Raw genomic sequence first — 24,174 nt, forward strand, 5'->3', positions numbered from 1 at the left:
CGCCCGACTCGGGCAGCACCGGGGCGGCAGCGGAACTCGCCTTCCGCGCACCGCGGCACGACGCGGAGAACGACATCGAACGCGAAACGTGCACGGTAACAGCATTTTTCGAATAATCGATCGCATCAGGTCGCGCCTGCGCGAACCCCAGGGCCGACAATAGGTTTCGCGAGGCTATCGTGCCGTGCGTCACATTGATTCCGATGCGCTGATCACGGGCGCGCCACCGTGACCGGTCTCACGACTATTCCAGCGGCCGCCCGGCTATCGCGGCGGCTCCAAACGGTTGAAGTTGCTCGGCGGATCATCGGTGCCGCGCTCCTCGTACCAGAAGCGAAGTTTCCTGGCATCGAACGTGGCGAACCACTCTTCCCACCGCACCGGGCGCAGCACGGCGCCCCCGTACCCGGGGAAGTCGAATCGCAACACCCCGAGCCGTCCGTCGTGCTCGCTGCCCGGCACGGTCGCGGGCCGGGCTCCGCGCTGGGCGGCCCAGCGGCGGATGACATCGTGGTTCCTGGTGACGGAGATCCCTCGGGACTGGATCGACGCCCCCGGCCCACCCGGTCCGAACCGCGGATTCCGGGTGCCTGGGCGGCGCTGGTCGGTCATGACGAGCTCCTCGAGCCATCGGCATCTGTTGTCCGGTTCCTGTCTAACTACCCGTTGGGCCTGTTATGCAAACTGGTCGGCCGAACCGTGGCTGCCGAGCGAACCGGTTGGCGCCGTGATCGGTGGGTAACCGGCCGATGATCGGCCGGACGAAGCGCGGTCACAGCCGTAGCGCACGCCGATCACCCGAACGAGGAGGAGTTCGCATGTCCACCGACAGCGCGACACAGCCGGTCCCGCCCACGCCCGAGCCGGACCCCGTACCGCCCATCCCGGAACCGGATCCCGTACCGCCCATTCCCGAGCCGGACCCCATTCCGGAGCCCAATCCTGTTCCGCCGGAACCTGATCCGCATCCGCTGCCACCGGTGCCCGGCCCCGCGCCACGTCCGCCGGTACCAGGACCGGCGCCGACGCCCCCCGCGCCGGATCCCGGCCGCCCTTCGCCGGACCCCGGTCTACCCGGACCGTCGCCGGACCCGACTCCGCCGAATCCGGTGTAACGGCCGACGTCAGTCCCGCAGCGCCTGCTCGCGCAGCGCGTTCAAGGTCCGGGAAAGAATGCGCGAAACGTGCATCTGGGAGACTCCGAGCCGCTCGGCGATCTGATTCTGCGTCAATGACTCGAAGAAACGCATGGTCAGCACCTGACGCTCACGCTCGGGAAGTTCGCCGAGCAGCGGTTGGACCGCCATCACGTCCTCGACCAGGTGATAGGAGGACTCTTCGGCGCCGAGGCTGTCCAGTAGCGGCTGCGCGGTGTTCTCGGCGTCCTCACCGGCGGTCGCGTCGATGGACGACGACTGGTAGGCGTTGCCCGCGATCAGCGCTTGGGTCACCTCGACGAGCTCGACATCCAGCTCCGCCGCGATCTCCCTGGCGCGTGGCATCCGGCCCAGTCGCTGGGACAGCGTTTCGACGGTCGGACCGATACTCAGCTGGATCTCCTTGGTCCGGCGGGGCACCCGCACCGCCCAGGTGTTGTCCCGGAAGTGCCGCCGGACCTCGCCCATGATCGTGGGCACGGCGAAGGACAGGAACGACGATCCGCGCGTGACGTCGAAACGGTCCGCTGCCTGCACCAACCCCAGGCGGGCCACTTGCAGCAGGTCGTCGAAGTTCTCGCCGCGCCCGGCGAACTTGCGGGCGATGTGCTCGGCCAGCGGCAGGCATCGTTCGATCAGCTCCCGACGCATCGGCGCACGTCGTGGATCGCCGGGATCCAGCGCGGCGATCTTCTCGAACAGCGGCTCGATGTTGTCGTAGGTATCCCCGCGCGACCTCGGCTCACCCGCCATTCGGCGCACCTCGCACCCAGCTGAAGTCGATCACTGTCGGGTATCCGCCGAGCACACTGTCGTAGGAGCCCTGCGCGGCGGCGATCGAATCGGTCAGCGTGCGTACGATGTGCCAGCCGAGCCCGGCGTGCCCGAGCACCGACTCGGTGACCGCCACCGAGGAGACGTGCACGAACATCTTGCCGTCGTCATAGGTGAACTCGCAGTCGATCGTCGAGCCAACGGCGGCGTCGATGATGAGCGAGGTCGCCACCTCGTCGAGCGCGAGCCGGATATCGGTCACCTCGTCCAAGGCGAAGTCCGCGATGAGGGCGACTGTCTCGGCGAGCGCGCGGAGCATGGTCAACTGTTCCAGCCGAGCGGGCACCCGTACACCGACTGTCGTCGTGTCGGTCGAGGATCGGGAAGTCGACTCCCCCATTTGCCCATCACCACCTTGTCCTCACAGCCACTCCACTGCGGCCTGCATACCGCCGCCGAGTTCTCCTTCTCAGCCACCGGAACACCGCGGACGCCACGGAATGTGGAGTGGAATATCGCCGCGTTCCTCGTCCGGGACGTACCCGCCGGGATGGGATCGAAACGCCGGGTCAGTCGCCGTCGATGCGCTCGTGGGCGGTGAGCAGCAGATGATCGAATTCGGTGCGCAGCCCTATCGTGACGCCCGCCAGACCGGGCAGATCGGCGACCAGCCGCGCGGCCAGTTTGCGCAGTTTGACGTTGGTCTCCTGCGATCGCCAGCTCAGCACACGGAACGCCTGCTCGGGGCCGACGCCGTAGATCAGCATGAGCGCGCCCTTCGCCTGCTCGATCACCGCTCGGGCCGCGTACAACTCGGGCAGGGCGTCGTCCAGCGTCTCCTGCCGGTGCTCCGCGAGGGTGTCGGTGACGTCGATGTAGTAGCCGGAGGTGCCCACCACCAGCCCCGAGTCGTCGATCATCCGGTCGGCGACCAGGACCACGTGGTGGACCGCGCCGGCGGTGTCGATGATGCGATGGCGACTGGAGAACGGTTCCGCGTCGGCGATCGACCGCGCCAAGGCGCTGGCCACCGCTTCGCGATCGTCCGGGTGCTTGTGCTTCAGCAACAACTCCGTGGTCGGCGTCACGGTCCCCACCGCGTAACCGTGCATCGACGCGACCTCGTCCGACCATTCCCAACGCTGGTCGGCGAACCAGAAACGGAAACTGCCGACACTTTGCGGCCTTCCGGTACCGATCACCTGGTCCAGCGCGAGGGCGTTCTCGGGCTGGACCGACCTGCTTTCACTCACCGCTGAAGTATCCGATGCCGACGCGCCCGGTGTGACCGGATCGGGAGCGGTCACACCGGCGAGCCCCGGCCTCGGGCGACAGTCTTCGGCTCAGGCGTCCAAAGCTGTGCGCATGGACTGGTAGCGGGGGAACAACGACCGCACGCCGGTCACCTCGAGTGCCCGCTCGACTCCCGGTCCGCCCACGACGATGCGCAGGTCCGGACGACCCAACCCCTCTCTGCGCAGCGCACCGAGCCGCACGGCCGCGCGCAGACTCAAGAACCTCGCCGCTCGCAGATCGATCACGACGGCATCGCACGGTGACTGCAACGCACGCTCGACCGTCTCGAAGAATTCGGCCGACACGGCGGCGTCCAACTCGCCTTCGACCCGGACCACCACGCATTCGCGACGGCGGTCCACCCGCTGTGCCCACAACCGGTTGTCCCGACGACGTCCCGGTCCCGAACCATTGAGATGCACGCCCTCGGCGTGGTCCCGTAGCAGAGAAATGGCAGACAAGTCGAACCTCCCGTGTAGGGGGTATCCAGTCCTCCGCGACGGCCGGAGAGGGCAGCGCGCGAATCGGTTGCCGTGCCGTCCCATCGACCGGCTGCGCCGAATGCGTCGAACCGGGGTCGGCTGTGATCTCAACCTCCCTACAGTGTGGCACGGCCGACCCCTTCCCGACAGCGTTCGGTAGGAGAACGTGACCCGCCGCCGGAGAGCCCGCGACCGGGACGAACCGACCGTTCGGCCGGGAATCTGACCGCTGACGTGGGGTTTCATCGGGCCGGCCGCGGGCATATACCGAACATATTCCCGAACGTCACGCGATGCCGGTCGTAGGGCAACCGCGCGTATCCGCGCGTCCGGATGCCGCCCGCGACGAGAACGGAGCACCCGGTGAAGATTGCCATGGTTTCCGAAGATGCCAGCCCGCTCGCCGAAGGCAGCCCCGCCGACGGGGGCGGCCGCGGCGCCTATGTAGCGGAGTTGTCGGCCGCCTATGCCCGCCGGGGCCACGACGTGACGGTTTATACCCGACGTATCAGTCCGCACGCCCCGGCCGAATTGCTCGCCGACGGCGGCTATCGCGTGGTGCACGTCGCGGCCGGACCGCCCAACCCCTTGCCGAGCGACCGCACCCTGCCCTACCTCGGTGACTTCGGCACCGTTCTGCGACGGCACTGGGGTGCCGATCGGCCCGACATCGCGCACGCGCACTACTGGAAGTCCGGGCTCGCCGCCGAACTGGCCTCCCGCGCCCACGGCATCCCGGTGGTGCTGACCTTCCACGGGCTCGGCACCGTGCAGCGGCGCTGCGAAGGTCTCGCCGACCCGAGCCCACGCTCGCGGATCCGGTTCGAGCGGCTCATCGCGACGCGGGCGGCGCACGTGGTGGCGACCTGCTCCGACGAGGTCGGGGAGCTGGCCAGGATGGGCGTGCCGCGCTTCCGTACCTCGATCGTGCCGCACGGGGTCGACCTCACGAGGTTCACCCCGGAGGGCGCGGCCGCCGATCGGCACGCCACGCACCGGCTGCTCGCGGCCGGAGAGCTGGTGCGCCGCAGCGGATTCGACCCCCTTATCGGAGCGCTGGCGGAGCTGCCGGACACGGAGCTGGTGATCGTCGGCGGCCCCGCCGCCGACGACGAGGACGACGCCGAAGGCCGCAGGCTGCGCCGCATCGCATCGGATCATGGTGTGCGAGAACGGCTTCGATTGACCGGACCGGTCACGCGGCCGACCCTGCCCCGGCTGTACCGCTCCGCCGACGTCGTGCTCTGCACGCCCTGGTACGAGCCGTTCGGCCGGGTGGCGCTGGAGGCTATGGCCTGCGGGAAGCCGGTGATCGCCACGGCTGTCGGCGGCCTGCTGGATACCGTGGTCGACGGCGTCACGGGACGATTCGTCGCTCCGCCCGAACCCGCTGCCATCGTGCGGGCGGTGCGCCCGCTCCTGGCGGACTCGACGTTGCGCGAAACCTGGGGCGCGGCAGCCTATCAGCGGGCCGCGAGCCGCAATTCCTGGGATCGGGTCGCGGTCGAGACGCTCAGCGCCTACCACCGCGGCGCCCCCGCTCACGCGGGCGAGGTCGTCTCCTGGGCGCGGTGAATCAGTAGTGCTCGGCGCGGACGTCCTCGGACGCGCTGCGCCAGCGCCACGGGGCGACGAGCCATGTCGACACGAACAACGCGACGGCGGCGATACCGGTCACTATCGCCGCTGCCGTGCCCGTCACATAGTCGACCACGAGAACCACCGCGCCGATCAACGCGAGACCCAGCAGTGCGACGCCGGCCATCGCGCACCGGTGCGCCGCCCAGACGACATTGCCCAGCCGGTGCCTGCGGAACAGGATCCGATGCCAGGACACCGGCGCGATCAGGAACACCGTCGCCCCCAGCACAGCAGCCAAAGTGGCGATGTACAGCGCTCGCAGGCCCGGCGCCAGCGTGCCGAACGATGCCTGGAACGGCAGCACCAGCAACGCCCCGAACAGGAATTGCACACCGGTCTGTACGACGCGCAACTCTTGGATCAGGCTCGCCCAGTTCCGGTCCAGTCGTTCCAGCTCGGTCTCGCCGCGCGCACGGCGGGCCCAGTCGTCGTCCTCACCCTCGGGCACGCGCGGCCTCCCGGCGGTTGCGTTTCTTGATCGCCTCGACGAGTTCGTCCTTGCTCATCCGCGAGCGGCCGGTGACCTCGAGTCGCCGGGCGACCTCCAGCAGGTGTTGTTTCGACGCGTTGGCATCGACGCCTTCGGCCGTCTCACCTCGCGCGTCCGGCCCGTGTTGCCTGGCGCGTTCGTCCGAGGGACCGCGGTGCGCCTTGGGCTCCCAGTGGTCGCCGACTTTCTCGTAGCTGTGCTTCAGCGCGGCATAGGCGACGCGGTGGGCGCGCTGTTCGTTCCCGTCGTACTGCTCCAGCGCGGCGTCGTGCGCCTCGGCGAAGGTGCGCTGCGCCTTCTCCTCCGACCGCTTCAGCGTGCTCGGCAGCTCGGACTTCTTCACATCGCCGCGCGCTGTCGTCTTGGGCATGTGTCGCTCCTTCCCTGCTCGCGAGGTTGGTCCGAAGTGGTCCGAAAGCCCGGTGCCGGGCCGCGTCGGGCGCGTCCGGATATCCGGACGCATACCCGGTGAAACGTCGATTAACCCGGTGTCCGCCGGGTACCACCGCTGCATGGCCGTTACCACCGATCAGCTGCTGCATGCGCTCACCCGCACGGTGAACGCCTTGGCGGCGACAGACATCCGCTTCGCGGTGGCGGGCGGCTGCGCGGTCTACGCCCGTGGCGGCCCCACCTCCCAGCACGACGTGGACATCTTCGTCAAACCGGCCGACAGCGGGCGGGCGATCCAAACGCTGGCCCGTGCGGGCCTGCGGGTGTGCGACCCGCCGGAGAACTGGCTACGCAAGGTCTACGCCGACGACATCCTGGTGGACGTCATTCACCGCCCGAACGATCGCGAGGTGACCGACGAACTGCTCGACCGGGCCACCGAGATGCGGATCGGGCCCGCCAAGGCCCCGGTGATCAGCGGTACCGACCTGATGATCGACAAGATGCTCGTCTTCGACGCGCACCGCCTTGATCTCAGCCCGATTCTGCACATCGCGCGCGACCTGCGCGAACAGGTCGACTGGGAGGTGGTGCGCGAGCAGACCAAGGCCTCGCCCTACGCGCGCGCCTTCCTGGGCCTGCTGGACGATCTCGGCATCACCCGCACCGGAAAGGTGGAGTAGATGGAGCAGCCGCAATACCTGGTCGCACGATTACGCCGGGCGCTGGCCGAGGACCCCCGCACCGCCGAACTCGGTGTGCAGGTGACCATTCGCGGCGACGTCGTGGTGCTGTGCGGCGAGGTGAGCAGCGAGAACTGCAAACAGCAGATGGAAACCGTCGTGCGCGAACAGCTTCCGCACGCTCGGATACACAACGACGTCCATGTCACCCGTCCCAAGGCGCCCGTCGAAACCGAGACGCTGGAGCCGGACGGATCCGAAAGGAGTTGAGCGGCATGCGGATAGCCGCGGTCGGGGACGTACATCTCGGCGTGGATTCGCGCGGGCAATGGCGGGAGGCACTGGACGGACTGTCCGCACGAGCGGATGTGCTCCTGCTGGCGGGCGACCTGACGCGCCACGGCGCCGTCGACGAAGGCCGGGTGGTCGCGGAGGAGTTCGCCGATCTGGGCGTGCCGGTCGTCGCCGTCCTGGGCAACCACGACTATCACAGCGACGCCGATCAGGAGATCAGCACCGTGCTGGCCGACCACGGCATCACGGTGCTGGAAGGCACTTCGGTGACGTTGCACCTCGACGGGAGCACGCTCGGGGTCGCGGGCACGAAAGGCTTCGGCGGCGGCTTCGCGGGCAAGTGCGCAAGCGTCTTCGGTGAACCCCTGATGCGCGAATTCGCCGGGCACACCGTGGACGTGGCCGCCGCACTCGGCGATGCGCTGGCGAATCTGCACACCGACGTCACCGTCGCGCTCACGCACTACTCCCCGATCAGCGACACCCTGCACGGCGAGCCGAGGGAGATCTATCCGTTCCTCGGCTCCTACCTGCTCGGCGAGGCGATCGATGAACACGGCGCCGACCTGGCGTTGCACGGTCATGCGCACGCGGGCACCGAGCGCGGCACCACTCCGGGCGGCATCCGGGTGCGCAATGTCGCCCAGCCGGTGATCCGAGCGGCGTACGCGGTCTACGACATGCACCCGGCCGCGGTCTGAGTAGGGCCGGACTCAGAAGTCGGTCGAGATCGCCTCCACGGTGCTGCCCGACTGGGTGTTCTCGACGGTGGTGGCCACGTCGGCCTGCGCGATGATTCCGACCAGCTTGCCTTTCTCCAGTACCGGCACGCGGCGCACCTGATGCTGCGACATCACCGACATCACCTTGCGTACGTCGTCGTCGGCTTCGACGGTGACCAATTCCTCGCCCCCGAGTTCGCCCGCGTCGACGCCGAGCGGGTCCTTACGCTGGGCGATCACCTTTACGACGATGTCGCGATCGGTGAGCATTCCTTTCAGCTTGTCGTCCTCACCGCAGATGGGTAAGGCGCCGACGTTCAACTCCGCCATGCGCTGCGCGGCCGCAACCACCGTGTCGCTGGAGCGGACACACTCCACGTTCGGGGTCATGATGTCCCGTGCTGTTGTCATCGGGATCCTCCTGAATCTTCTCGCGGGTACGAGCGGCCCGGAACAGGGTCGCTCGCTGACGTCCTACCCCCGTTTCGGATCCCTTAACGCGGGCATCCGACCGGTATGGCCGCCCAGGACGGCCCGCTCGCAACGCCGCGGGCCGCGGGTTGTCCGCGCACCGAAATCGTTGCCGCTCAGCAGAAAGGACCTCCGATGCTGCCAGCACCGAACGAGCCGACCGCGGGATCCGGCGCCGGAGACGCACCCCGGACCCACGCGTTTCCGGACGACACCCGCACCATTCGGACACACGCCGGAGAATCCATCGAGGACGCCCGGAACTGGCCGGGCATCATCCTGGTCGCGGTGGGCATCGTGGCCATGGCCCTGACGCTCACCGCCGCCGGGTACGGATTCGCGGGGTGGGCGGTGGTGGCGGGGGTCGTCAGCGGCGTCTGCATCATCGCGGGCGTCTTGGTGATCGTCGCCGAGCACCGCCGGATCAAGGCGCGAGAAGGCAGGCGGCTGCGGGACGCCGCCGGTCACTGATCCTCGCCCGATCGCGTGCCGCCCGCGGGGATGCGGCTTCGAACTCCAGGAGAAGGAATGACACACCAGCCCAATCGGCCCTTGGGCCGCTTCGCCCTGCTCATCGGCGCTATGGCGGCGGGATCGGCGCTCACGGCATGTTCGGTCGACGGCGGCGATCCGGCCGCGGATACGCCCCAGCCCGCGACCGTCTCGATCACCATGCCGGGGCCGAGCAGCCCCCAGGTGCCGAACACTGACCAGATCACGGCGGAAGCGGCGAAGCAGCTGTGCGACATGATGGGCGCGGACATCGACACCTGGCGTGGCCAGAGCGCCACGGTGGCCAAGGTGACGTTCAACGGCACCGTGCACAACTGGGCGGCCCGTAACGGCGGGCTCAACGACGTCGTCGTCACCCACCGCGACACGGTCGACGCCGTCACTACGCAGACCTGCCCCGACGTGCGCGAACAGGCGGTGCAGGCGCTCGGCGTACCGGACCTGGCCTCGGCGCTGGCGGGGTTCGGCCGATGAGCGCCGCGCGCCGGATGGGCGTCGCCGTCCTTGCCGCGCTGGCGGTGTGCGCGGCGGGGTGCGGCGACGAGCCGGAGAAGATCGTGAACAAGGGCGGTGACACACCGTGCAACGAATACGTCGCCCAGGATCCCGATAAGCAGCGCGTCACCACCGAGAAGTTCCTCGAAGAGGAGCGCGAGGGTCACGAGACGCCCGACGCCAGAACCGTCGACGCGGCGATCACGGCGATCAAGTTGATGTGCGCGGCGCAGGCCAATCCGGACACCCCGATCCGCAAGGCCGACCTCACCGGCATCTTCGTGCCGAAATGACCGTCTTGCTCGCGTTGCGCGCGCACGGGTTGCGGGAGCTGCTGACCGCGGTTCCCGCCCTGCGCGCGTTGCACGACGCGCGCCCGCGACACCGGCTCGTTCTGGCCGCGCCGGGATGGCTGCGCCCGGTGGTGGAACTGGCCGCGTGCGTCGACGAACTCCACGCGACGCCGATGGCCGCCGGATTGCGCTGGAACGCCGCGGCGCCGACCTTCGCGGTCAATCTGCACGACTGCGGGGCCGAGAGCATACGCGCGCTGCTCGCGACCGATCCGGAACGGATGATCACCCACCGCCACAAGGACTTTCCGCAGGCGCCGGGTCCGCTGTACGAGCCAGGCGTGCCCGACACCATGCGGTGGTGCCGGCTACTGGATTGGGCGGGCATCCCGGCCGATTCGGCCCGGCTGGACATCACGCCACCACCGGAGTGCACCGGAGAGCGGCGCTCCATCATCGTCTATCCGGGCGGCGCCCCGGCGCGTCGCTGGCCGGCCGACCGTTTCGCGACGGTGGCCGCCGGCCTGCGCGAGTGGGGATGTCCGGTACGTATCGTCGGCAGTGCCGCGGACCGTCCGCTCGCCCTCAGCGTCGCGGCACAGGCGGGCTTGCCCGAAAACGACGTCCTGGCAGGCGAACTCACGCTGCGCCAACTCGCCGCGACGGTGGCCGACGCGTCCCTCGTGCTCAGCGGCGACACCGGCGTCGGGCATCTGGCCACGGCGTTCGGCACACCGTCGGTGCTGATCTTCGGTCCCGACTCGCCCGCGGTCTGGGGGCCGCCACCGGAACGGGCGGCGCATGTCGCGCTGTGGGCCGGGCACCCCGGCGACCCGCGGGCGGACACACCCGCGCCCGGATTGGCGATGATCAGCGCCGCCGAGGTGCTCGCCGCCGCCGATCGGCAGCTCAGCGGCCACGTGCGAGTATGAGAAGGAATCCGCACGGGCGTTTCGCCCCGTCGAGACCGGCTATCTCGGGCATATGACGTCCCTATGGTTGCACGGCGCGCAGGTTCCGGCGCGGTTGCGGTTGACGCCGGGATCGCGCTTCGACACGGTGGTGATCGGCGGCGGGCTCACCGGACTGGTGACCGCCCTGCTGCTGGTCGAGAACGGCGTGGAAGTGGCCGTGGTCGAAGGAAGACGCGTCGGTGCGGGCACCACCGGGGCCACCACGGGGAAGGTCAGCCTGCTGCAGGGGACGCGTGCGCAGCAGATCGCCCGGCACCATTCCGACGACGTCCTGCGCGACTATGTGGCGGCCAATCGCGAAGGGCAGGAATGGCTCTTGGAGTACTGTGCCGCACACGGCGTGACCGTCGAGCGGGCAGCAGCCTTGACCTACGCGCAGAACGACGACGAAATGTCGGCCGTGCGAGCGGAATACGCCGCGACGCAGAAGGCGGGCCTGCCCACCGAGCTGTTACGCGAGCTGGACGTCGACTTTCCCGCGCGCGGCGCGGTGCGCTTGGCCGATCAGGCCCAACTCGATCCGATGGCCCTGTTGGCCGCGCTCGCGGCCGACGTGGAGTCACACGGCGCGCCGATCTACGAATCCACCCTCGTGCGCGGCGTACATCACGGTGGCGGCGGTGATCTCGTCGTCTCCACCGAACACGGCGACCTCGGCGCGGGCCGGGTGGTGCTGGCCACGGGGACGCCCATCCTCGATCGTGGCGGATTCTTCGCCCGCCTCACTCCGCAACGCTCCTATCTGACGGCCTTCCGCCTGGACCGACCGGCTCCGCGCGATATGTACATCAGCGCGGGCAGCCCGACTCGCTCCCTGCGCCGCGCGCAGGGACCGGATGGCGAGCTTCTGCTGGTCGGCGGCAACGGTCATGTCGTCGGCCGCGGCGGATCGACCCGGGAGAAAGTGGAGGATCTGGTGAACTGGGCGCACACCTGGTTCCCGGGCGCCGAGCTGACGTACCGCTGGTCGGCTCAGGACTACTCCCCTATCGGAGAGCTTCCCTATGTGGGTCCATTGCTGCCGGGGCAGAACGACATTCAGCTGGCCACCGGCTACGCCAAGTGGGGTTTGACCAACGGGGTCGCCGCGGCGATCGCGCTGGCCGGACGGTTCACCGGGGCGGCACCTCGATGGGCGGGCGCGCTCGCGAGCTGGCGTCCGGACGAGCTCAAGGCACTGCCCGCGGCGACGAAGATCAACGGCGCCGTGGCACAGAAACTCTCCGCGGGCTGGCTGCGGGTCGCGACCCACCACGACGGCGACGCTCCGGCCGAAGACTGCGGCATGGTCCTGCGCGAGGGCCTGCACCCGACGGCGGTGTGCACGGTGGACGGCGTCACCAACCGGGTCTCGGCGGTGTGCCCGCATCTCTACGGCATCGTCAACTGGAACGACGCCGAACGCACTTGGGACTGTCCGCTGCACGGCTCGCGTTTCGCCGCGGACGGCACGCTGCTCGAGGGCCCGGCCACCAGCTCGCTCACTCCCCTGCACGAGCCGCGCGACACCCGGTGAACGGGCGACGGGCTGCTCAGTCCGTCAGCGGCCTGGCATCGGCGAGGATTCGATCGACCGTCTGCTCGACCGTGAGATCCGACGTGTCCAGCCAGAGCCCGATCCGGGGAGTGGTCTCGCGCAACACCCTGTCCAGCCCCGCGACGGTGAATTCGTCGTAGGCGTCTTTTCCGCGTCCGGCCTCGCGCGCCAGGACCACTTCGGTGCGCGGCGCGAGCACGACGACATACAGCGGTCGCGTGACGATCAGATCCGCCGTCCAGGGCAGGAATTCACCGAGGAAGACATCCTGCAGCACAGCCGTGAACCCGGCATCGGCATAGGCGTCGGCCGTCGCCGCGGCCAGGCTGTGCCGTAGCCGCAACTGGGCCAGCGCCTCGGGCGAGGGGTCCGCGGTCATCTCTGCACGCCCGTTCACCACGAACCGGCGGAAGGCGTCCCCGCGCACGTGCGCCGAGCGCGGCAGCCGCTCGGCCAGCGCCTGGGCGACGGTGGATTTGCCCGCGGCCTGGATGCCGGTGATCAGATAGACAGCCGATGCCATGACGACGATCATGGCGCGCCCCGCCACGACCGGCTACGGCGACCCCGCCGACGCTCAGTTCGCCCGAGCGCCTGCCTTCTGCTCGACATAGCGGTTCATCGCCCAATTCAATCCGCGCATCGCGGCGTTGTACGCGGGCGGGAAATACCGCTGCGCCCAGAAGCCCACGCGAATGTCGGGCGAGGTGAACACGAGGTAGCGGTTGCGCTCGACACCACGCACGATCGAGCGCGCCGCCGCCTCCGGGGTGACCGCGTGCCGCATGAACAGCGCCATGCCCCGCTGCACCGCTTCGGCCGTGCGATCGACGCCCGCGATGTCGACGCTGTCGACCATCGGCGTGGCCATGGCGCCCGGACACACCAAGCTCACGCCGATGCGGTGGCGTGCCAAGTCGAAGCGCAGCACCTCCGACACCCCGCGCAGGCCGAACTTGCCGGCGCTGTACGGCGCGTGCCACGGCAAGCCGAACAGACCGGCCGCCGAGGACACGTTCACCACGTGACCGCCGCGTCCGGCCGCGATCATCGGCGGGACGAACGCTTCGATCACGTGGATCGGGCCCATGAGGTCGATGTCGACGGTGCGCCGCCACTGATCGTGCGTCAGCCGGTCCACGGTCCCCCACGTGGCGATACCGGCCACGTTCATGACGATGTCGACGCTGCCGACCACGTCGTGCACCTGGGCCGCCAGCGCCACGACCTGGTCGTAGTCACTGACATCGGCCGCCTCGGCGACGTGAACGGTCGCGCCCGCGGCGCGCGCGTCGGCCGCGGTCCGCGCCAGGCCGTCAGCGGCGATATCGGTCAGCACGAGCGAAGCGCCTTCGGCTGCCGCCGCGAGCGCCGTACTGCGACCGAGACCGCTGGCCGCGCCGGTGATCAGACAGGTTTTGCCGGCGAACTTCGTCATAGTCGATGACCATACGCAACCATGAACATCACTGTCTATGGAACAGGCGAACGGCTCTCCCACGGAACCGGCGCGAGCGCGACCGTGATGTTGTCGCCGCCACCGCAACGCAATGCGAACTCCGCGAGCGCGCGGGCCGCCTCCGCGGGCGCCTTCGCCGCCACCTGGTCGGCCAGCGTGGCGGGCGCGGGCGAGTAGTTCCACAGCCCGTCGGAGCACAGCAGCAGCACACCGGGCCCCGAGACGCGCACCGTCCGAACGCAATTGTCCGCCCACGGCTTCGGCGGGCTGTCCGCGCCGAGCCAGCGGATCAGCGTGTGCGCCCGGGGATCGGCCATCGCCGCGCGCTCGTCCATCGCACCCGCGTCGACCAGTGCCTGTGCCCACGAGTCGTCGACGGTCAAGCGCTGGGCCTGCTCGTCGCGCTGGGTCGGCAGCCAATAGGCGCGGCTGTCACCGACGTTCGCCACGGTGATCTCGGTTTCCGAGCCGTGGTGGGCGACGATGGCGGACACATACGTGCACGAGGGCGCGGGACCATCGGGAACGTCCACGTCGCGGACCGCCTGCACCGCGGCCGCCAACCCGGCCATGATCGCCTCGGTCGCGGGCTGTCCGGCCGCGAGCGCGGCGGCGGTCGCGCCGACACCGGCCCGGACCGCCGCGCCGGAGGCCACCTGCGGCCGGGACGAAGTCGACACGCCGTCACTGACGGCGATCACGACCGACGCGTCCGTTTCCGGCACTACGCCTTCCAGCACCCCGGCCGCGACGGCGTCCTCGTTGCGCGCGTGGGCGATGCCGCGATCGGTGAGCACCGCCACCGCGCCCAGATCGGTGTCGAAGCGATCCGGCACCGGGCGCGACCGGCCGCACCGCGCACAGCGCCCGTCGGCGTAGAAGTGGTCGCCTCCGCAATCGGCGCACGACGTGGCGTCGGGACCGGGCAGCGCTATGTATCGATAACCGAGTTCCCGACCGCAGGACCCGCACCGCAGGCCGTCGAGTCCGACAGCCGAGCATCCGGCGCAGCGTAGGTCGGCACCTTCATCGTTCATCGAACGGCTCCCCGGCCGACAGTGCCGTGGCCCGCGGGCGCGCCATGCTCCGGAAGTCGTTGGCCCAACCGTAACCACAGTGGCGTATTGCTGGTGCGAACTTCCACACCCTCCTCCTTCATCTCCCCGGCAGGCCGACTCCGATCGCGATAGTACGGGAGTGTTCCGGGTCTCGATCCCGGTGCCGGATCTCCCTGCCCGCTGCCCGGCAGCACGATAGCCGACGGTCTGCCCGCACCCGCGAGAGATGGCACCCCGCGCCGGATGATCCGCACGAGGGCAGCCGCTCGTCGCTCAGACCAGCTCGGGCGACCGATGCGACCGCCGCCCCCGCGTGCGAAACGTCTGCGGAGGGCAGCCCTGCCAACGGCGGAAGGCCCGGATGAAGGACGCCGCCTCCGCATAGCCCAGTCGCGCGGCGACCTGTTCGGTGGTCATGTCGGTGTGCGCGAGCAGCACCTCCGACATGGTCTGGCGTACCTCGTCCAGCAGCGCCCGGAACGAGGTGCCCTCCTCGTTCAGCCGCCGCGACAGGGTGCGCGAGCTCATGAACAGCCCGAGAGCGACTGTCGCCTGATCGGGGATCTCACCCGGAGTGCGAACGAGGCGGTCGCGCACCGACGCCGCGACGCCGGTGCGTGACCGGCGCCGGTCCAGCAGGTCGCGGCACAGTTGTCCGCAGTTGTCCCGCGCGGCGGCGTTCGCCGGTGGCAGCGGCCGGTCCAGCACACCGCGGTCGAAGACCACCGCGCTCGTCGGCGCACCGAAAACCGGCGCCACACCGAAGACGTCGCGGTACCGCTTGATGTCGCGCGGACCGGCGTGCCGGAAACCGACCCGCCGCACCGGGACGCCCACGGCGAACAATTCACGATCGAAGGCGGGCAATCCGGCCAGGGCCGCTTCGGCGAAGAAGGCCCGCATCTCGGGTGGGATGTCGGCGTCGTCGAAAACCAGCCGCGCTTCGCCGTCGGCTTCCTCGATGGCCAGTCGCCCGAACGGCACTGTGCGACCGATGTAGCGCGACCCCACCTCGATCAGCTCACGCAGCGTCCGGCTGCCCAGCAGCGCGAGACCCCACGGCCAGCGCGACCGCAGATCGTGCCGGACCGCCGCCGCGAGACCGAGTCCCGGCTCGTCGCCGAACCGGCCGAGCACCGTCTGCACCACCAGCAGTTCGTCCTGCGCGGTGATCTCGGCGGAGGGGTCGCCCAGTTCGGCGGGCGCCAGCGTGGTACCGGCCAGGCACTCGGCGGGCGCCATGCCCCGCTCTCCGGCGATGCGTACGAGCGCACGCACGCCTGCGGTGCTGCGGAGGGGATCCGGATCGACCATGACTCGCGTCCTCGATGAAGCGGTACTGCGCGGTATCGGCGCAATGTATCAATCGGGTGTCGTGCGCATCGGCGGTTCGCCGAAATGTCGTCACGGCAGCCGCTGGCAGTCAGCTGTTTTCGTCGCCGGAACGGTAGCCGTGTCCGGTGTCGCGTGAGTTCGGCGCCATCAATCCCGCACGGTGATACCGATGGAACGCGCGAAGGCGGGCGCGAGATCCATCAGCTGTGGACTGCTGATCGTCGCCCCGCGCAGGCTGTCGAGCCCGTCGGCGACATCGAGCGCCGTCGCGCCGCGCAGGTCCACTTTCACCACGCGAGCGTTGCGGAGCGAGAGCCGGACGAGCGCCGAGCCGGGCACCGTGATCTCGGTCAGCGCGGCCTCGGCGAAGTCACAATCGCGCAGCACGCAGTCGGTGAAGGTCACCTCGCGCAATTGGGCCCGGCGAAAGTTCACCGAGTCGAACTTGCAACCTTCGAATCGCACCCGCCGCAGGTTCGCGCCCGCGAAGTCGACACCGGACATCGCGCCCGCCACCACCTCGCTGTCCAGCCACGCCGTGTCGGCCAATTCGGTGCCGACCCAGCGGACGTGGCGCAGCCACACATCGGTGAACCGGCTGTAGCGCAGCGTGCCGCGGGTGAAGGTGTTCGAGCTGAACGCCGACTCGTTGAAGCGCGCGTGCGACACATCGACGTCGTCCAGCGCACCGCCGTCGACCCGGACGCAGTCGTAGTCGCCCTCTGCTTCGAGGTCCCCGTCCAAGGCGGTGAGATACCGCGCGTAGGGCAGGTCGTCGAGTTCGCGCGCCATGCACTCCTCCAGTTCGTCACGAAGATCGGTCGGCGACGAGTATTCCGGTGCGCAACGACAAGTTCGGCCGCCGATCGAGATCAGTCGCCGCTCGACTCCAGCCGGGCGGCGCGGGACAGCAGGTAGCGCTGCTGCGGAATGCTCGTCGTCCGCTCCGCGGCGGCAAGATAGGCCCCGCGGGCGCCGGCGATGTCGCCGAGCATCTCCAGCAGGTGTCCGCGCACGGCGGGCAAGCGGTGGTCGCCGGCGAGACGCTCGCCGAGATCGTCGGCCAGCTTCAGCCCCGCCGCGGGTCCCACCGCCATCGCCACCGCGACCGCGTGGTTCAGCGCGACCATCGGATTGTCGGACGCCGCCAGCAGGCGTTCGTAGAGCAGGGCGATCTGCGGCCAGTCCGTCGCGGCGTAACTGGGCGCTTCGTCGTGCAGTGCGGCGATCGCGGCTTGCAACTGATACGGCCCCGGAATGCCCCGTGGCAGTGCGGCGGTGACCAGTGCGATTCCCTCGGCGATCGCGCCCGCGTCCCATCGGCCGCGGTCCTGTTCCTCCATCGGGATCAGCTCGCCGCCGGGGCCGGTGCGTGCGGCACGACGGGCGTCGGTGAGCAGCATCAGCGCCAGCAGTCCCGCCACTTCGTCGTCCTCGGGCAGCAGGCGGTGCACGAGGCGGGTGAGCCGGATCGCCTCGGCCGACAGCTCGACCCGGTGCAGATGGGGGCCGGAAGTGGCGGCGTAGCCCTCGGTGAAGATCAGATACAGCACGTGTAGCACGGCGGCCAGCCGGTCGGCCCGGTCGGCCGCGGACGGCGGCGCGAACGGCACGCCGCTGCGTGCGATAGTGCGCTTCGCCCGGCCGACGCGTTTCGCCATGGTCGGTTCCGGAACCAGGAAGCACCGGGCGATCTCCGCGGTGGTGAGGCCGCCGACCGCGCGCAGCGTGAGCGCGACCTGCGAGGACGGCGACAGCGCGGGGTGACAGCACAGGAAAAGCAGGATCAGGGTGTCGTCGGCGTCGCTGGGCTGCCGGTCGGCGGGCGGCGTCAGCCAGTCCTCCGGCAGCGCCCAGCGAGCCACGGTCTGTTCGCGTTGCCTGCGGGCCTGCTCGGCCCGCAGCAGATCGGTGAGCCTGCGCGAGGCGACGGTGATCAGCCAGGCCAGCGGTTTGGCCGGGACACCGTCGGCGGGCCACTGCGTCGCCGCGGCGAGCAACGCCTCCTGCACCGCGTCCTCCGCGGTGTCGAAGTGCCCGTACTTGCGCACGAGCGCGGCGAGGACCTGCGGCGCCAACGGGCGCAGCAGGTCCGTCGCCACCGGATCGGGCACGGTCAGCCGAATTCGGGAGCGGCTTCGGCGATCGGGCGCACATCGGCGTAGACCGATTGGAGCACGTGCGCGGGAGCTGGGCACTTGTTGAGTTCGGCCGCGATCTCGGTGGCGCGGTCGAAGCTCTCGCATTCCACGATCCAGAATCCCGCGAGCACTTCCTGGGTCTCGGCGTAGGGGCCGTCGGTGACGAACGGCTTTCCGTCCTTGATGCCCAGCCGCCTGGTGTGTACCGGCTCCGCAAGTCCCCGGGTCTCCACGAGTTCGCCCGATTCCTCGAGCTTCTTGTTGAGTTCGGTCATGAACTGGGTCAGTGCCGCGAATTCCTCGGCCGTCCACGCCGGCTTGCCCGTGTCCTTGCCGACCATGCCGTCATAGTCCCGCTGCGAGGCGTAGCTCAGGATCATGTATTTCATGGCGATTCCTCTGGGTCGTCGGCGCCCCGGTGGCGCCGCTCGTCTGGAACGTCGGAGCCGCTGACCATTCTCGGACATCGCGGTGGAAAAAACTTCTCGATGGTGGTCACCAGGCCGGATGCTCTGCTCGGCCGCGTCATGACATGCTGTCCCGCATGATCATCGAGGGAACGGCCGCCGCCGGCTACGAGGCCGTGCGGGAGGCGTTCGCGGCCAATTTCACCGAGCAGGGCGACGTCGGCGCCGCGGTCTGCGTGTACCTGGACGGGCGGCCGGTGGTCGATCTGTGGGGCGGAACGGCCGATCCCGATACCGGGCGACCGTGGCAGCGCGACACCTTGCAGCTGGTCTATTCGGCGACGAAAGGCGTCGTCGCCACCATCGCGCACCTGCTCGCGCAACGGGGCGAATTCGATCTCGACGCTCCGGTGGCGCGCTACTGGCCGGAATTCGCGGCGGCGGGTAAGGCCGACATCCCGGTGCGCTGGCTGCTGACGCACCAAGCGGGCCTCGCGGCGCTGGACAAGCCGGTCGAACTGGGTGACGCACTGGCCTGGACGCCGATGGTGGACGCACTGGCCGCGCAAGCGCCGAATTGGCCCCCCGGCACCGCGTTCGGGTATCACGGGCGCACCTACGGCTGGCTGGTCGGCGAAGTGATCCGCCGCGTGTCCGGTCGCACGCCCGGCCGGTTTCTCGCCGAGGAGATCGCGGGTCCGCTCGATATCGACTTCTTCATCGGCCTGCCACCGTCCGAGCAGGCCCGGGTCAGCCGCTTGGTATTCGCGCCCGCGCCCGACTTGACCGCGGTGCCCGAGGACGCCGTTCCCGAGTCGCTGCGTCCGCTGCTCGCGGCGATGCGTGATCCGCAGGCCCTGGTCAATCGGGCCTTCCAGATCACCGACCCGGCGGACATCGACTTCAATTCACCGGCCGTCCAAGCCGCGGAACTGCCCGCGAGCAACGGCATCGGCACCGCCCGCGGCCTGGCGCGTCTGTACGCGGCGCTCGTCGACGAGGTCGAGGGCACGCGCCTGCTCACCGCCGACACTCTCGCCGCTGCCAGCCGGGAACAGGTCGCGGGCACCGATCACGTCCTGATGCTGCCCGGCCGTTATGCCTCGGGGTACATGCTGCCCACCGCGGAACTGCCACTGGGCGGAGCCGCCTCGTTCGGCCATCCGGGCCGCGGCGGCAGTCTCGCGTTCGCCGATCCCGAACGCCGTCTCGCCTTCGCCTACGTCACCAACCACATTGTCGAAGGCGCGCTCGATCTGCGCGCCCGCAACCTGGTCGACGCGCTGAACGGCGCGCACGCGACCGTGCGCTGAGCGTTCGCTCCGCCGCGACGCGCGCGGGCTTACCCGGTCACCGGGTGCGGCGGTTCAGCGCACGGTCACGTGCACGTCGACGAGTCCGGCGAGCCGGTCGGCGATCCGCGTGGTCGTCGCGTCGTCACCGCCGAGTGCCACGCGCATCCGCGCCGTGCCGGTCGCTGGATCGGTGGTCACGGTCAACTCGTGGCAGGTCTCTCTGCCGTGGATGTGTCGCGGGCGTTGCCGGCTCGCCCGTCCTCGATCCCGTGGTGAGGACGGACCGTTCTGGCACGGCGCCTGATAGGGCGCGCGTGCGGATCATGATCTCAACCCGGAGCGGGTGGCGGGTCGCGCCGGATCCCTGGCTGCCGTACCGGTCAGCGCAGCGTACGGATCCAGCGGCGCGTATCGGCCGGATCTATGACGTCGTCGACTTCCAGAACGGTGGCGGCGGTGAGAGCCTTGCCGTTGGCGTAGGCGAGCTGGACCAGGTTGTCGAACGCCTGCTGCCGCTCGCCCGGATCCTCGATGGCGGCCAGCTCTTTCGCGAACCCGAGGCGGACCGCGCCCTCCAGGCCCATGCCGCCGATCTCGCCGGTCGGCCAGGCGATGACGAACCGGGGAGCGCGGAACGAGCCCGCCGCCATGGCCTGAGCGCCCAGACCGTAGCCCTTGCGCACGATGACGGTGCCCAGCGGCACCGACAGCGCGGCGGAGTCGATGAACAGGCGGCTGAACTTCGTCACCGTGGCGTCCTTCTCCGCGTCGGGGCCCACCATGAAGCCCGGTGTGTCGCAGAAGGAGACGATCGGCAAGCCGTGCTCGTCACACAGACGTAGGAACATGCTGAGCTTGTCGGCGGCCGGAGCATCGATCGCCCCGCCGTGATGATGGCAGTCGTTGGCGATCAAACCGAACGGCCGTCCCTCGACCCGGATCAGTGCGGTAATGATCCCGGCCGCCCAGTCGCGGCGCAGCTCCAGCACCGACCCGACATCCGCGACGGCCTCGATCGCGGCACGAATATCGAACGCACGCAGGCGATTCTCCGGAACCACGTGCCGCGCCAGCCGCGGGTCCGGCGCGGTCCATTCCTCGATGTCGCCTTGGAAGTAGGCGAGATAGCGCCGCGCGGTGGCGACCGCCTCCGCCTCGTCCGCGGCCACGATGTGCACGACGCCGTTGCGACGCTGCACCTCGACGGGGCCGATGTCCTCCGGGGCGTAGACGCCCAGGCCGCCGCCCTCGATCATGGCGGGGCCGCCCATGCCGATATTCGCGTCGGGAGTGGCGATCACGACATCGCACATGCCGAGCAGCGCCGCGTTGCCCGCGAAGCAGCGTCCGGACACGATGCCGATCAGCGGAACCCGGCCCGAGAGTGCGCCCATCGCGCGGAAGGTGGTCACGTCCAGACCGGAGATGCCGGGATAGTCGGTGTCGCCCGGTCTGCCGCCGCCGCCCTCGGTGAAGAAGATCACCGGAAGCCGTTGTTCGCGTGCGAGTTCCAGCATGCGGTCGGTCTTGACGTGGTTGCGCATCCCTTGGGTGCCCGCCAGCACCGTGTAGTCGTAGGACAGCACCACCGCGCGCGAGCGGCCGGGACCGAATCGCTCGGCGCCGACGGTGGCCACGCCCGCGATCAGGCCGTCCGCGGGCGTGTTCGCGATCAGGTCCTCCGGACTGCGACGCAGGCGCTGGGCGGCCACCGCGAGCGCGCCGTACTCCACGAAGCTGTCCGCGTCGACGAGGTCGGTGATGTTCTCTCTGGCGGTGCGCCGCCCGAGCCGATGGCGTTTGGCGACCGCCTCCGGCCGGGCTTCGTCGAGCACTCCCCGTCGGCGGGCGTGGACTTCGGCGAGGTCGGCGCGCACCGCATCCAGGTCCACCGCGGTGTGATCCACGACCGCGCCCTCGTGCTCGGCGGGGACGAAGGTCAGCAGCGGCGCGTGCGAATCGACGACCGCGCCGATCGCCGCCACGTGGCGGCACACGCGCATGTCCTGCTCGGCGCGCACCACGTGCTGCATCTTCATCGCTTCCAGCACCGCGACCTCGCCGCCCGCCGCGACAACGACGCCGGGCTCGGTGAGCGCGACCACCGTGCCACCCATGGGCGACCGCACCGCCTCCTCGTCGCCGTCCAGCGTCACTTCGGCGGCCGCGCTCTCTTCCCGGTCGGGCGCAGCGGGCACGACGACGGCGAAGTCATCCGCCCGCCGGACCAATTCGTCGACGTTCCGCTCGAACCACGTGGTCGGCACGACGCGGCCCTCCGACAGATCCGTCAAGATCGCGCGCAGCACGGCGATATTGGTGTCCACCCCGGTCACGACGGTCTCGGCCAGCGCGTCGGCGCACCGGCGCAGCGCGGCCGGATAGGACGGTCCGCAGGCGATGACCTTGGCCAGTAACGAGTCGAAGCGCGCGTCCTGCCGCATACCGGTGAACGCGGCCGTGTCGACCCGTACGCCGACTCCGGTCGGTGGCGCGAACCGGGTCAGCGTGCCGGTGCCGGGCAGCACGTCGCCGCCCGCGGTGACGGTTTCGGCGTTCAGGCGCGCCTGCACCGCGTAACCGCGCGCGGAACCGGGATCGGGGAGCGCGAGATCGGCCAGCGTGGCGCCGCGGGCGAGATCGCATTGCACCGCCACCAGATCGATTCCCAGAACCGCTTCGGTGACGGTGTGCTCGACCTGCAGCCGCGGGTTGACCTCGAGAAACCACGCCTCGTCGCCGCGCGCCAGGAATTCGACGGTGAGGACACCGCGGCAGCCGACGGATTCGGCGAGCCGGACCGCCCAGCGATGCAACCGCTCGCGCAACCCGGCCGGCAATTCGGGGGCGGGCGCGACCTCGAGCAGTTTCTGCTGCCTGCGCTGCACGCTGCAATCGCGGTCGCCGACCGCCGCCGCCACGGGTCCGTCGGTGACGATCTGAACCTCGATGTGCCGCGCGCCGGTGATCAGCGCCTCCGCGTAGACCGCGTCGTCACCGAATCCGGCCAGCGCCTCCGCGCGGCAGCGTTCGAACACCTCCGGGAGGCGGGCCGCGTCGCGCACCGCACGCATACCGCGCCCGCCACCGCCCGCCGCGGCCTTCACCATCACCCCGTCGGGGTGCGCGGTGAGCAGTGCCCGCACCTCGGCGATGTCCGCGCCGCGGCGGCTCGCCGGGATAACCGGGACACCCGCGCGCTCGGCCGCCGCGCGTGCCGCGGTCTTGTCGCCGAAGATTTCGAGCGCTTCGGGCGACGGACCGGCGAACACGAGTTGGGCCGCCGCGCACGCCTTCGCGAATTCGGCGCTCTCGCTGAGGAATCCGTAGCCGGGGTGCACCAATGCGCCGGGGCCCGCCTTCCTCGCCGCCGTGACGACGGCCGCGACATCGAGGTAGGCGGAGGCTCCCACGCCGGGCAATGGCACGGCATCGTCGGCCAGCCGGACGTGCAGCGCGTCTCGTTCCTCGGCGGTATGCACCGCGAGGGTTCGCCAACCCCGTTCCCGGGCGGTGCGCAACACGCGGACCGCTACTTCTCCCCTGTTCGCCACGACGACCTGCATGCCGCCCAGTCTGGTTGACATTGACGTCAACGTCAATATGAGTCACCATATCGGCGTGACCCAGTCCACCTGGTCGGTGCGCGCCGCGCGGGAGCGCTCGCACACCTCCCGGCACCGTGATCTGCTCGACGCCGCGACCCGCGTGTTCGCGGAGCGCGGCTACGACAACACCACCGTCGCCGCCATCACCGCGGAGGCCGGCGTCTCCCGCGCGACGATGTACGTGTACTTCGCCTCCAAGGAGGAGATCTTTCTCGCGCTGGCCGAGCGGGTGCGCGACGACTTCCTCGCTGCGCAGGAGCCGGGCATCGAGGATGACGATCCGCGAAAGATGTTGCGCGCCACCATCGAATCCTTCGCCACGGCGGTCGCCGCGGCGGGACCTCTGCTGCGCCTGATCGATGAGCGCGGATCCGTGGACCCCAAAGTGGCGGCGCTGTCCGAGGAGATCACCGAACGGCCGATCCGCCGCTTCACCCGGTATCTCCAGCGTCAACTCGACGCGGGCCGCATCACCCCGGTGGCGACGCCGCGGGTGATCGCGGAAACGATCGGCTACACCCTCACCGCGGGCATCCTCGCGCGTCGGACCGCCGACGAATCCAGCCGTGCGGAGTATCGCGACGCCATGGGAAAGGTCGCGGAAACCCTGCTCGGCCTGTAGCCCGTCACCGCCTGACCTGCGTCATTCTTTTCCC

General features: G+C 69.8%; 28 protein-coding genes. 11 read left to right on the forward strand and 17 right to left on the reverse strand.

Annotated features, from left to right (window positions below; all coding sequences use genetic code 11):
- Positions 1-264: 264 nt before the first annotated feature.
- From ACFV2O_RS24340 to ACFV2O_RS24360, 5 genes are all read right to left on the reverse strand, one after another.
- Complete coding sequence (locus ACFV2O_RS24340; RefSeq protein ID WP_355075259.1) at positions 265-612, reverse strand: hypothetical protein; 348 nt, start codon at positions 610-612, stop codon at positions 265-267.
- 512 nt (positions 613-1,124) lie between these two features.
- Positions 1,125-1,910 (reverse strand): RNA polymerase sigma factor SigF, encoded by a 786-nt coding sequence (locus ACFV2O_RS24345; protein ID WP_379253784.1) that lies wholly within the window; start codon positions 1,908-1,910, stop codon positions 1,125-1,127.
- Positions 1,900-2,331 carry an anti-sigma factor gene (locus ACFV2O_RS24350; RefSeq protein ID WP_355075255.1) on the reverse strand — a complete coding sequence of 144 codons (432 nt, stop codon included), beginning with the start codon at positions 2,329-2,331 and terminating at the stop codon, positions 1,900-1,902. Before ACFV2O_RS24350 ends, ACFV2O_RS24345 begins: the two co-directional genes overlap by 11 nt.
- 169 nt (positions 2,332-2,500) lie before the next feature.
- On the reverse strand, positions 2,501-3,184 hold the full coding sequence (locus tag ACFV2O_RS24355) for a PAS and ANTAR domain-containing protein (RefSeq protein ID WP_379253785.1): 684 nt from the start codon (positions 3,182-3,184) through the stop codon (positions 2,501-2,503).
- Positions 3,185-3,274: 90 nt separating this feature from the next.
- Positions 3,275-3,688: an STAS domain-containing protein gene (locus tag ACFV2O_RS24360; protein WP_355075253.1), complete on the reverse strand. Its 414-nt coding sequence runs from the start codon at positions 3,686-3,688 to the stop codon at positions 3,275-3,277.
- Between the two features lie 396 nt (positions 3,689-4,084).
- Between ACFV2O_RS24360 and ACFV2O_RS24365 the strand changes: the two genes are divergently transcribed.
- Positions 4,085-5,284, forward strand: coding sequence for a glycosyltransferase (locus ACFV2O_RS24365; protein ID WP_379253786.1), 1,200 nt, complete (start codon positions 4,085-4,087; stop codon positions 5,282-5,284).
- Between the two features lies 1 nt (position 5,285).
- Here ACFV2O_RS24365 and ACFV2O_RS24370 read toward each other — a convergent pair whose 3' ends face one another.
- Positions 5,286-5,798 carry a DUF6328 family protein gene (locus ACFV2O_RS24370; RefSeq protein WP_379253787.1) on the reverse strand — a complete coding sequence of 171 codons (513 nt, stop codon included), beginning with the start codon at positions 5,796-5,798 and terminating at the stop codon, positions 5,286-5,288.
- Complete coding sequence (locus ACFV2O_RS24375; RefSeq protein WP_379253788.1) at positions 5,785-6,210, reverse strand: ChaB family protein; 426 nt, start codon at positions 6,208-6,210, stop codon at positions 5,785-5,787. The genes ACFV2O_RS24370 and ACFV2O_RS24375 overlap by 14 nt, the downstream gene beginning before the upstream one ends.
- A 142-nt stretch (positions 6,211-6,352) precedes the next feature.
- Between ACFV2O_RS24375 and ACFV2O_RS24380 the strand changes: the two genes are divergently transcribed.
- From ACFV2O_RS24380 to ACFV2O_RS24390, 3 genes are read left to right on the forward strand one after another with little or no spacing between them, the layout of a single operon-like run.
- Entirely contained in the window at positions 6,353-6,916 is a 564-nt protein-coding gene (locus tag ACFV2O_RS24380) for a nucleotidyltransferase family protein (RefSeq protein ID WP_355075246.1), read from the forward strand.
- Positions 6,917-7,186 (forward strand): BON domain-containing protein, encoded by a 270-nt coding sequence (locus tag ACFV2O_RS24385; RefSeq protein ID WP_379253789.1) that lies wholly within the window; start codon positions 6,917-6,919, stop codon positions 7,184-7,186. It begins immediately after the preceding gene.
- A 5-nt stretch (positions 7,187-7,191) separates the two neighbouring features.
- The gene (locus tag ACFV2O_RS24390) at positions 7,192-7,911 is read left to right on the forward strand and encodes a metallophosphoesterase (protein WP_355075242.1); all 720 of its coding nucleotides are present in this window, start codon (positions 7,192-7,194) and stop codon (positions 7,909-7,911) included.
- Between the two features lie 12 nt (positions 7,912-7,923).
- Here ACFV2O_RS24390 and ACFV2O_RS24395 read toward each other — a convergent pair whose 3' ends face one another.
- Entirely contained in the window at positions 7,924-8,343 is a 420-nt protein-coding gene (locus tag ACFV2O_RS24395) for a CBS domain-containing protein (RefSeq protein WP_355075241.1), read from the reverse strand.
- Between the two features lie 195 nt (positions 8,344-8,538).
- Between ACFV2O_RS24395 and ACFV2O_RS24400 the strand changes: the two genes are divergently transcribed.
- Genes ACFV2O_RS24400 through ACFV2O_RS24420 form a run of 5 tightly spaced genes read left to right on the forward strand, consistent with a single transcriptional unit; the run spans position 8,539 to position 12,194 of the window.
- Positions 8,539-8,874 (forward strand): hypothetical protein, encoded by a 336-nt coding sequence (locus ACFV2O_RS24400; RefSeq protein ID WP_379253790.1) that lies wholly within the window; start codon positions 8,539-8,541, stop codon positions 8,872-8,874.
- Between the two features lie 57 nt (positions 8,875-8,931).
- Positions 8,932-9,390 carry a hypothetical protein gene (locus tag ACFV2O_RS24405; RefSeq protein WP_379253791.1) on the forward strand — a complete coding sequence of 153 codons (459 nt, stop codon included), beginning with the start codon at positions 8,932-8,934 and terminating at the stop codon, positions 9,388-9,390.
- The gene (locus tag ACFV2O_RS24410) at positions 9,387-9,704 is read left to right on the forward strand and encodes a hypothetical protein (protein ID WP_379253792.1); all 318 of its coding nucleotides are present in this window, start codon (positions 9,387-9,389) and stop codon (positions 9,702-9,704) included. Before ACFV2O_RS24405 ends, ACFV2O_RS24410 begins: the two co-directional genes overlap by 4 nt.
- Positions 9,701-10,636 carry a glycosyltransferase family 9 protein gene (locus ACFV2O_RS24415; protein ID WP_379253793.1) on the forward strand — a complete coding sequence of 312 codons (936 nt, stop codon included), beginning with the start codon at positions 9,701-9,703 and terminating at the stop codon, positions 10,634-10,636. The genes ACFV2O_RS24410 and ACFV2O_RS24415 overlap by 4 nt, the downstream gene beginning before the upstream one ends.
- Before the next feature lie 52 nt (positions 10,637-10,688).
- Positions 10,689-12,194 (forward strand): FAD-dependent oxidoreductase, encoded by a 1,506-nt coding sequence (locus ACFV2O_RS24420; protein ID WP_379253794.1) that lies wholly within the window; start codon positions 10,689-10,691, stop codon positions 12,192-12,194.
- A 16-nt stretch (positions 12,195-12,210) separates the two neighbouring features.
- Here ACFV2O_RS24420 and ACFV2O_RS24425 read toward each other — a convergent pair whose 3' ends face one another.
- The 7 genes from ACFV2O_RS24425 to ACFV2O_RS24455 all read right to left on the reverse strand — a co-directional run bounded on the left by ACFV2O_RS24425 (position 12,211) and on the right by ACFV2O_RS24455 (position 18,597).
- Positions 12,211-12,738, reverse strand: coding sequence for an AAA family ATPase (locus tag ACFV2O_RS24425; RefSeq protein WP_379253795.1), 528 nt, complete (start codon positions 12,736-12,738; stop codon positions 12,211-12,213).
- A 54-nt stretch (positions 12,739-12,792) separates the two neighbouring features.
- On the reverse strand, positions 12,793-13,653 hold the full coding sequence (locus tag ACFV2O_RS24430) for an SDR family oxidoreductase (protein ID WP_355075227.1): 861 nt from the start codon (positions 13,651-13,653) through the stop codon (positions 12,793-12,795).
- Between the two features lie 35 nt (positions 13,654-13,688).
- Positions 13,689-14,711: a PP2C family protein-serine/threonine phosphatase gene (locus ACFV2O_RS24435; protein WP_379253796.1), complete on the reverse strand. Its 1,023-nt coding sequence runs from the start codon at positions 14,709-14,711 to the stop codon at positions 13,689-13,691.
- Positions 14,712-15,005: 294 nt separating this feature from the next.
- Positions 15,006-16,046, reverse strand: coding sequence for an AraC family transcriptional regulator (locus ACFV2O_RS24440; protein ID WP_379253797.1), 1,041 nt, complete (start codon positions 16,044-16,046; stop codon positions 15,006-15,008).
- A 168-nt stretch (positions 16,047-16,214) separates the two neighbouring features.
- Positions 16,215-16,859 carry a pentapeptide repeat-containing protein gene (locus tag ACFV2O_RS24445; RefSeq protein WP_379253798.1) on the reverse strand — a complete coding sequence of 215 codons (645 nt, stop codon included), beginning with the start codon at positions 16,857-16,859 and terminating at the stop codon, positions 16,215-16,217.
- Between the two features lie 80 nt (positions 16,860-16,939).
- Positions 16,940-18,169, reverse strand: a complete 1,230-nt coding sequence (locus ACFV2O_RS24450) for an RNA polymerase sigma factor (protein WP_379253799.1) — start codon at positions 18,167-18,169, stop codon at positions 16,940-16,942.
- A gap of 14 nt (positions 18,170-18,183) precedes the next feature.
- Complete coding sequence (locus tag ACFV2O_RS24455) at positions 18,184-18,597, reverse strand: YciI family protein (protein ID WP_355075219.1); 414 nt, start codon at positions 18,595-18,597, stop codon at positions 18,184-18,186.
- Positions 18,598-18,752: 155 nt separating this feature from the next.
- On the opposite strand from ACFV2O_RS24455, the gene ACFV2O_RS24460 reads away from it, so the two are divergent.
- The gene (locus ACFV2O_RS24460) at positions 18,753-19,928 is read left to right on the forward strand and encodes a serine hydrolase domain-containing protein (RefSeq protein ID WP_379253800.1); all 1,176 of its coding nucleotides are present in this window, start codon (positions 18,753-18,755) and stop codon (positions 19,926-19,928) included.
- Between the two features lie 54 nt (positions 19,929-19,982).
- On the opposite strand, the gene ACFV2O_RS24465 is transcribed toward ACFV2O_RS24460, so the two are convergent.
- Both ACFV2O_RS24465 and ACFV2O_RS24470 read right to left on the reverse strand, forming a co-directional pair.
- Positions 19,983-20,108, reverse strand: coding sequence for a hypothetical protein (locus tag ACFV2O_RS24465; RefSeq protein ID WP_379253801.1), 126 nt, complete (start codon positions 20,106-20,108; stop codon positions 19,983-19,985).
- A 182-nt stretch (positions 20,109-20,290) separates the two neighbouring features.
- Complete coding sequence (locus tag ACFV2O_RS24470) at positions 20,291-23,476, reverse strand: carboxyl transferase domain-containing protein (RefSeq protein WP_379253881.1); 3,186 nt, start codon at positions 23,474-23,476, stop codon at positions 20,291-20,293.
- A 55-nt stretch (positions 23,477-23,531) separates the two neighbouring features.
- Between ACFV2O_RS24470 and ACFV2O_RS24475 the strand changes: the two genes are divergently transcribed.
- Positions 23,532-24,140 (forward strand): TetR/AcrR family transcriptional regulator, encoded by a 609-nt coding sequence (locus ACFV2O_RS24475; RefSeq protein WP_379253802.1) that lies wholly within the window; start codon positions 23,532-23,534, stop codon positions 24,138-24,140.
- Positions 24,141-24,174: the final 34 nt, after the last annotated feature.

The organism is Nocardia sp. NPDC059691 (genome assembly GCF_042733915.1).
GTDB classification, from domain to species: domain Bacteria; phylum Actinomycetota; class Actinomycetes; order Mycobacteriales; family Mycobacteriaceae; genus Nocardia; species Nocardia sichangensis.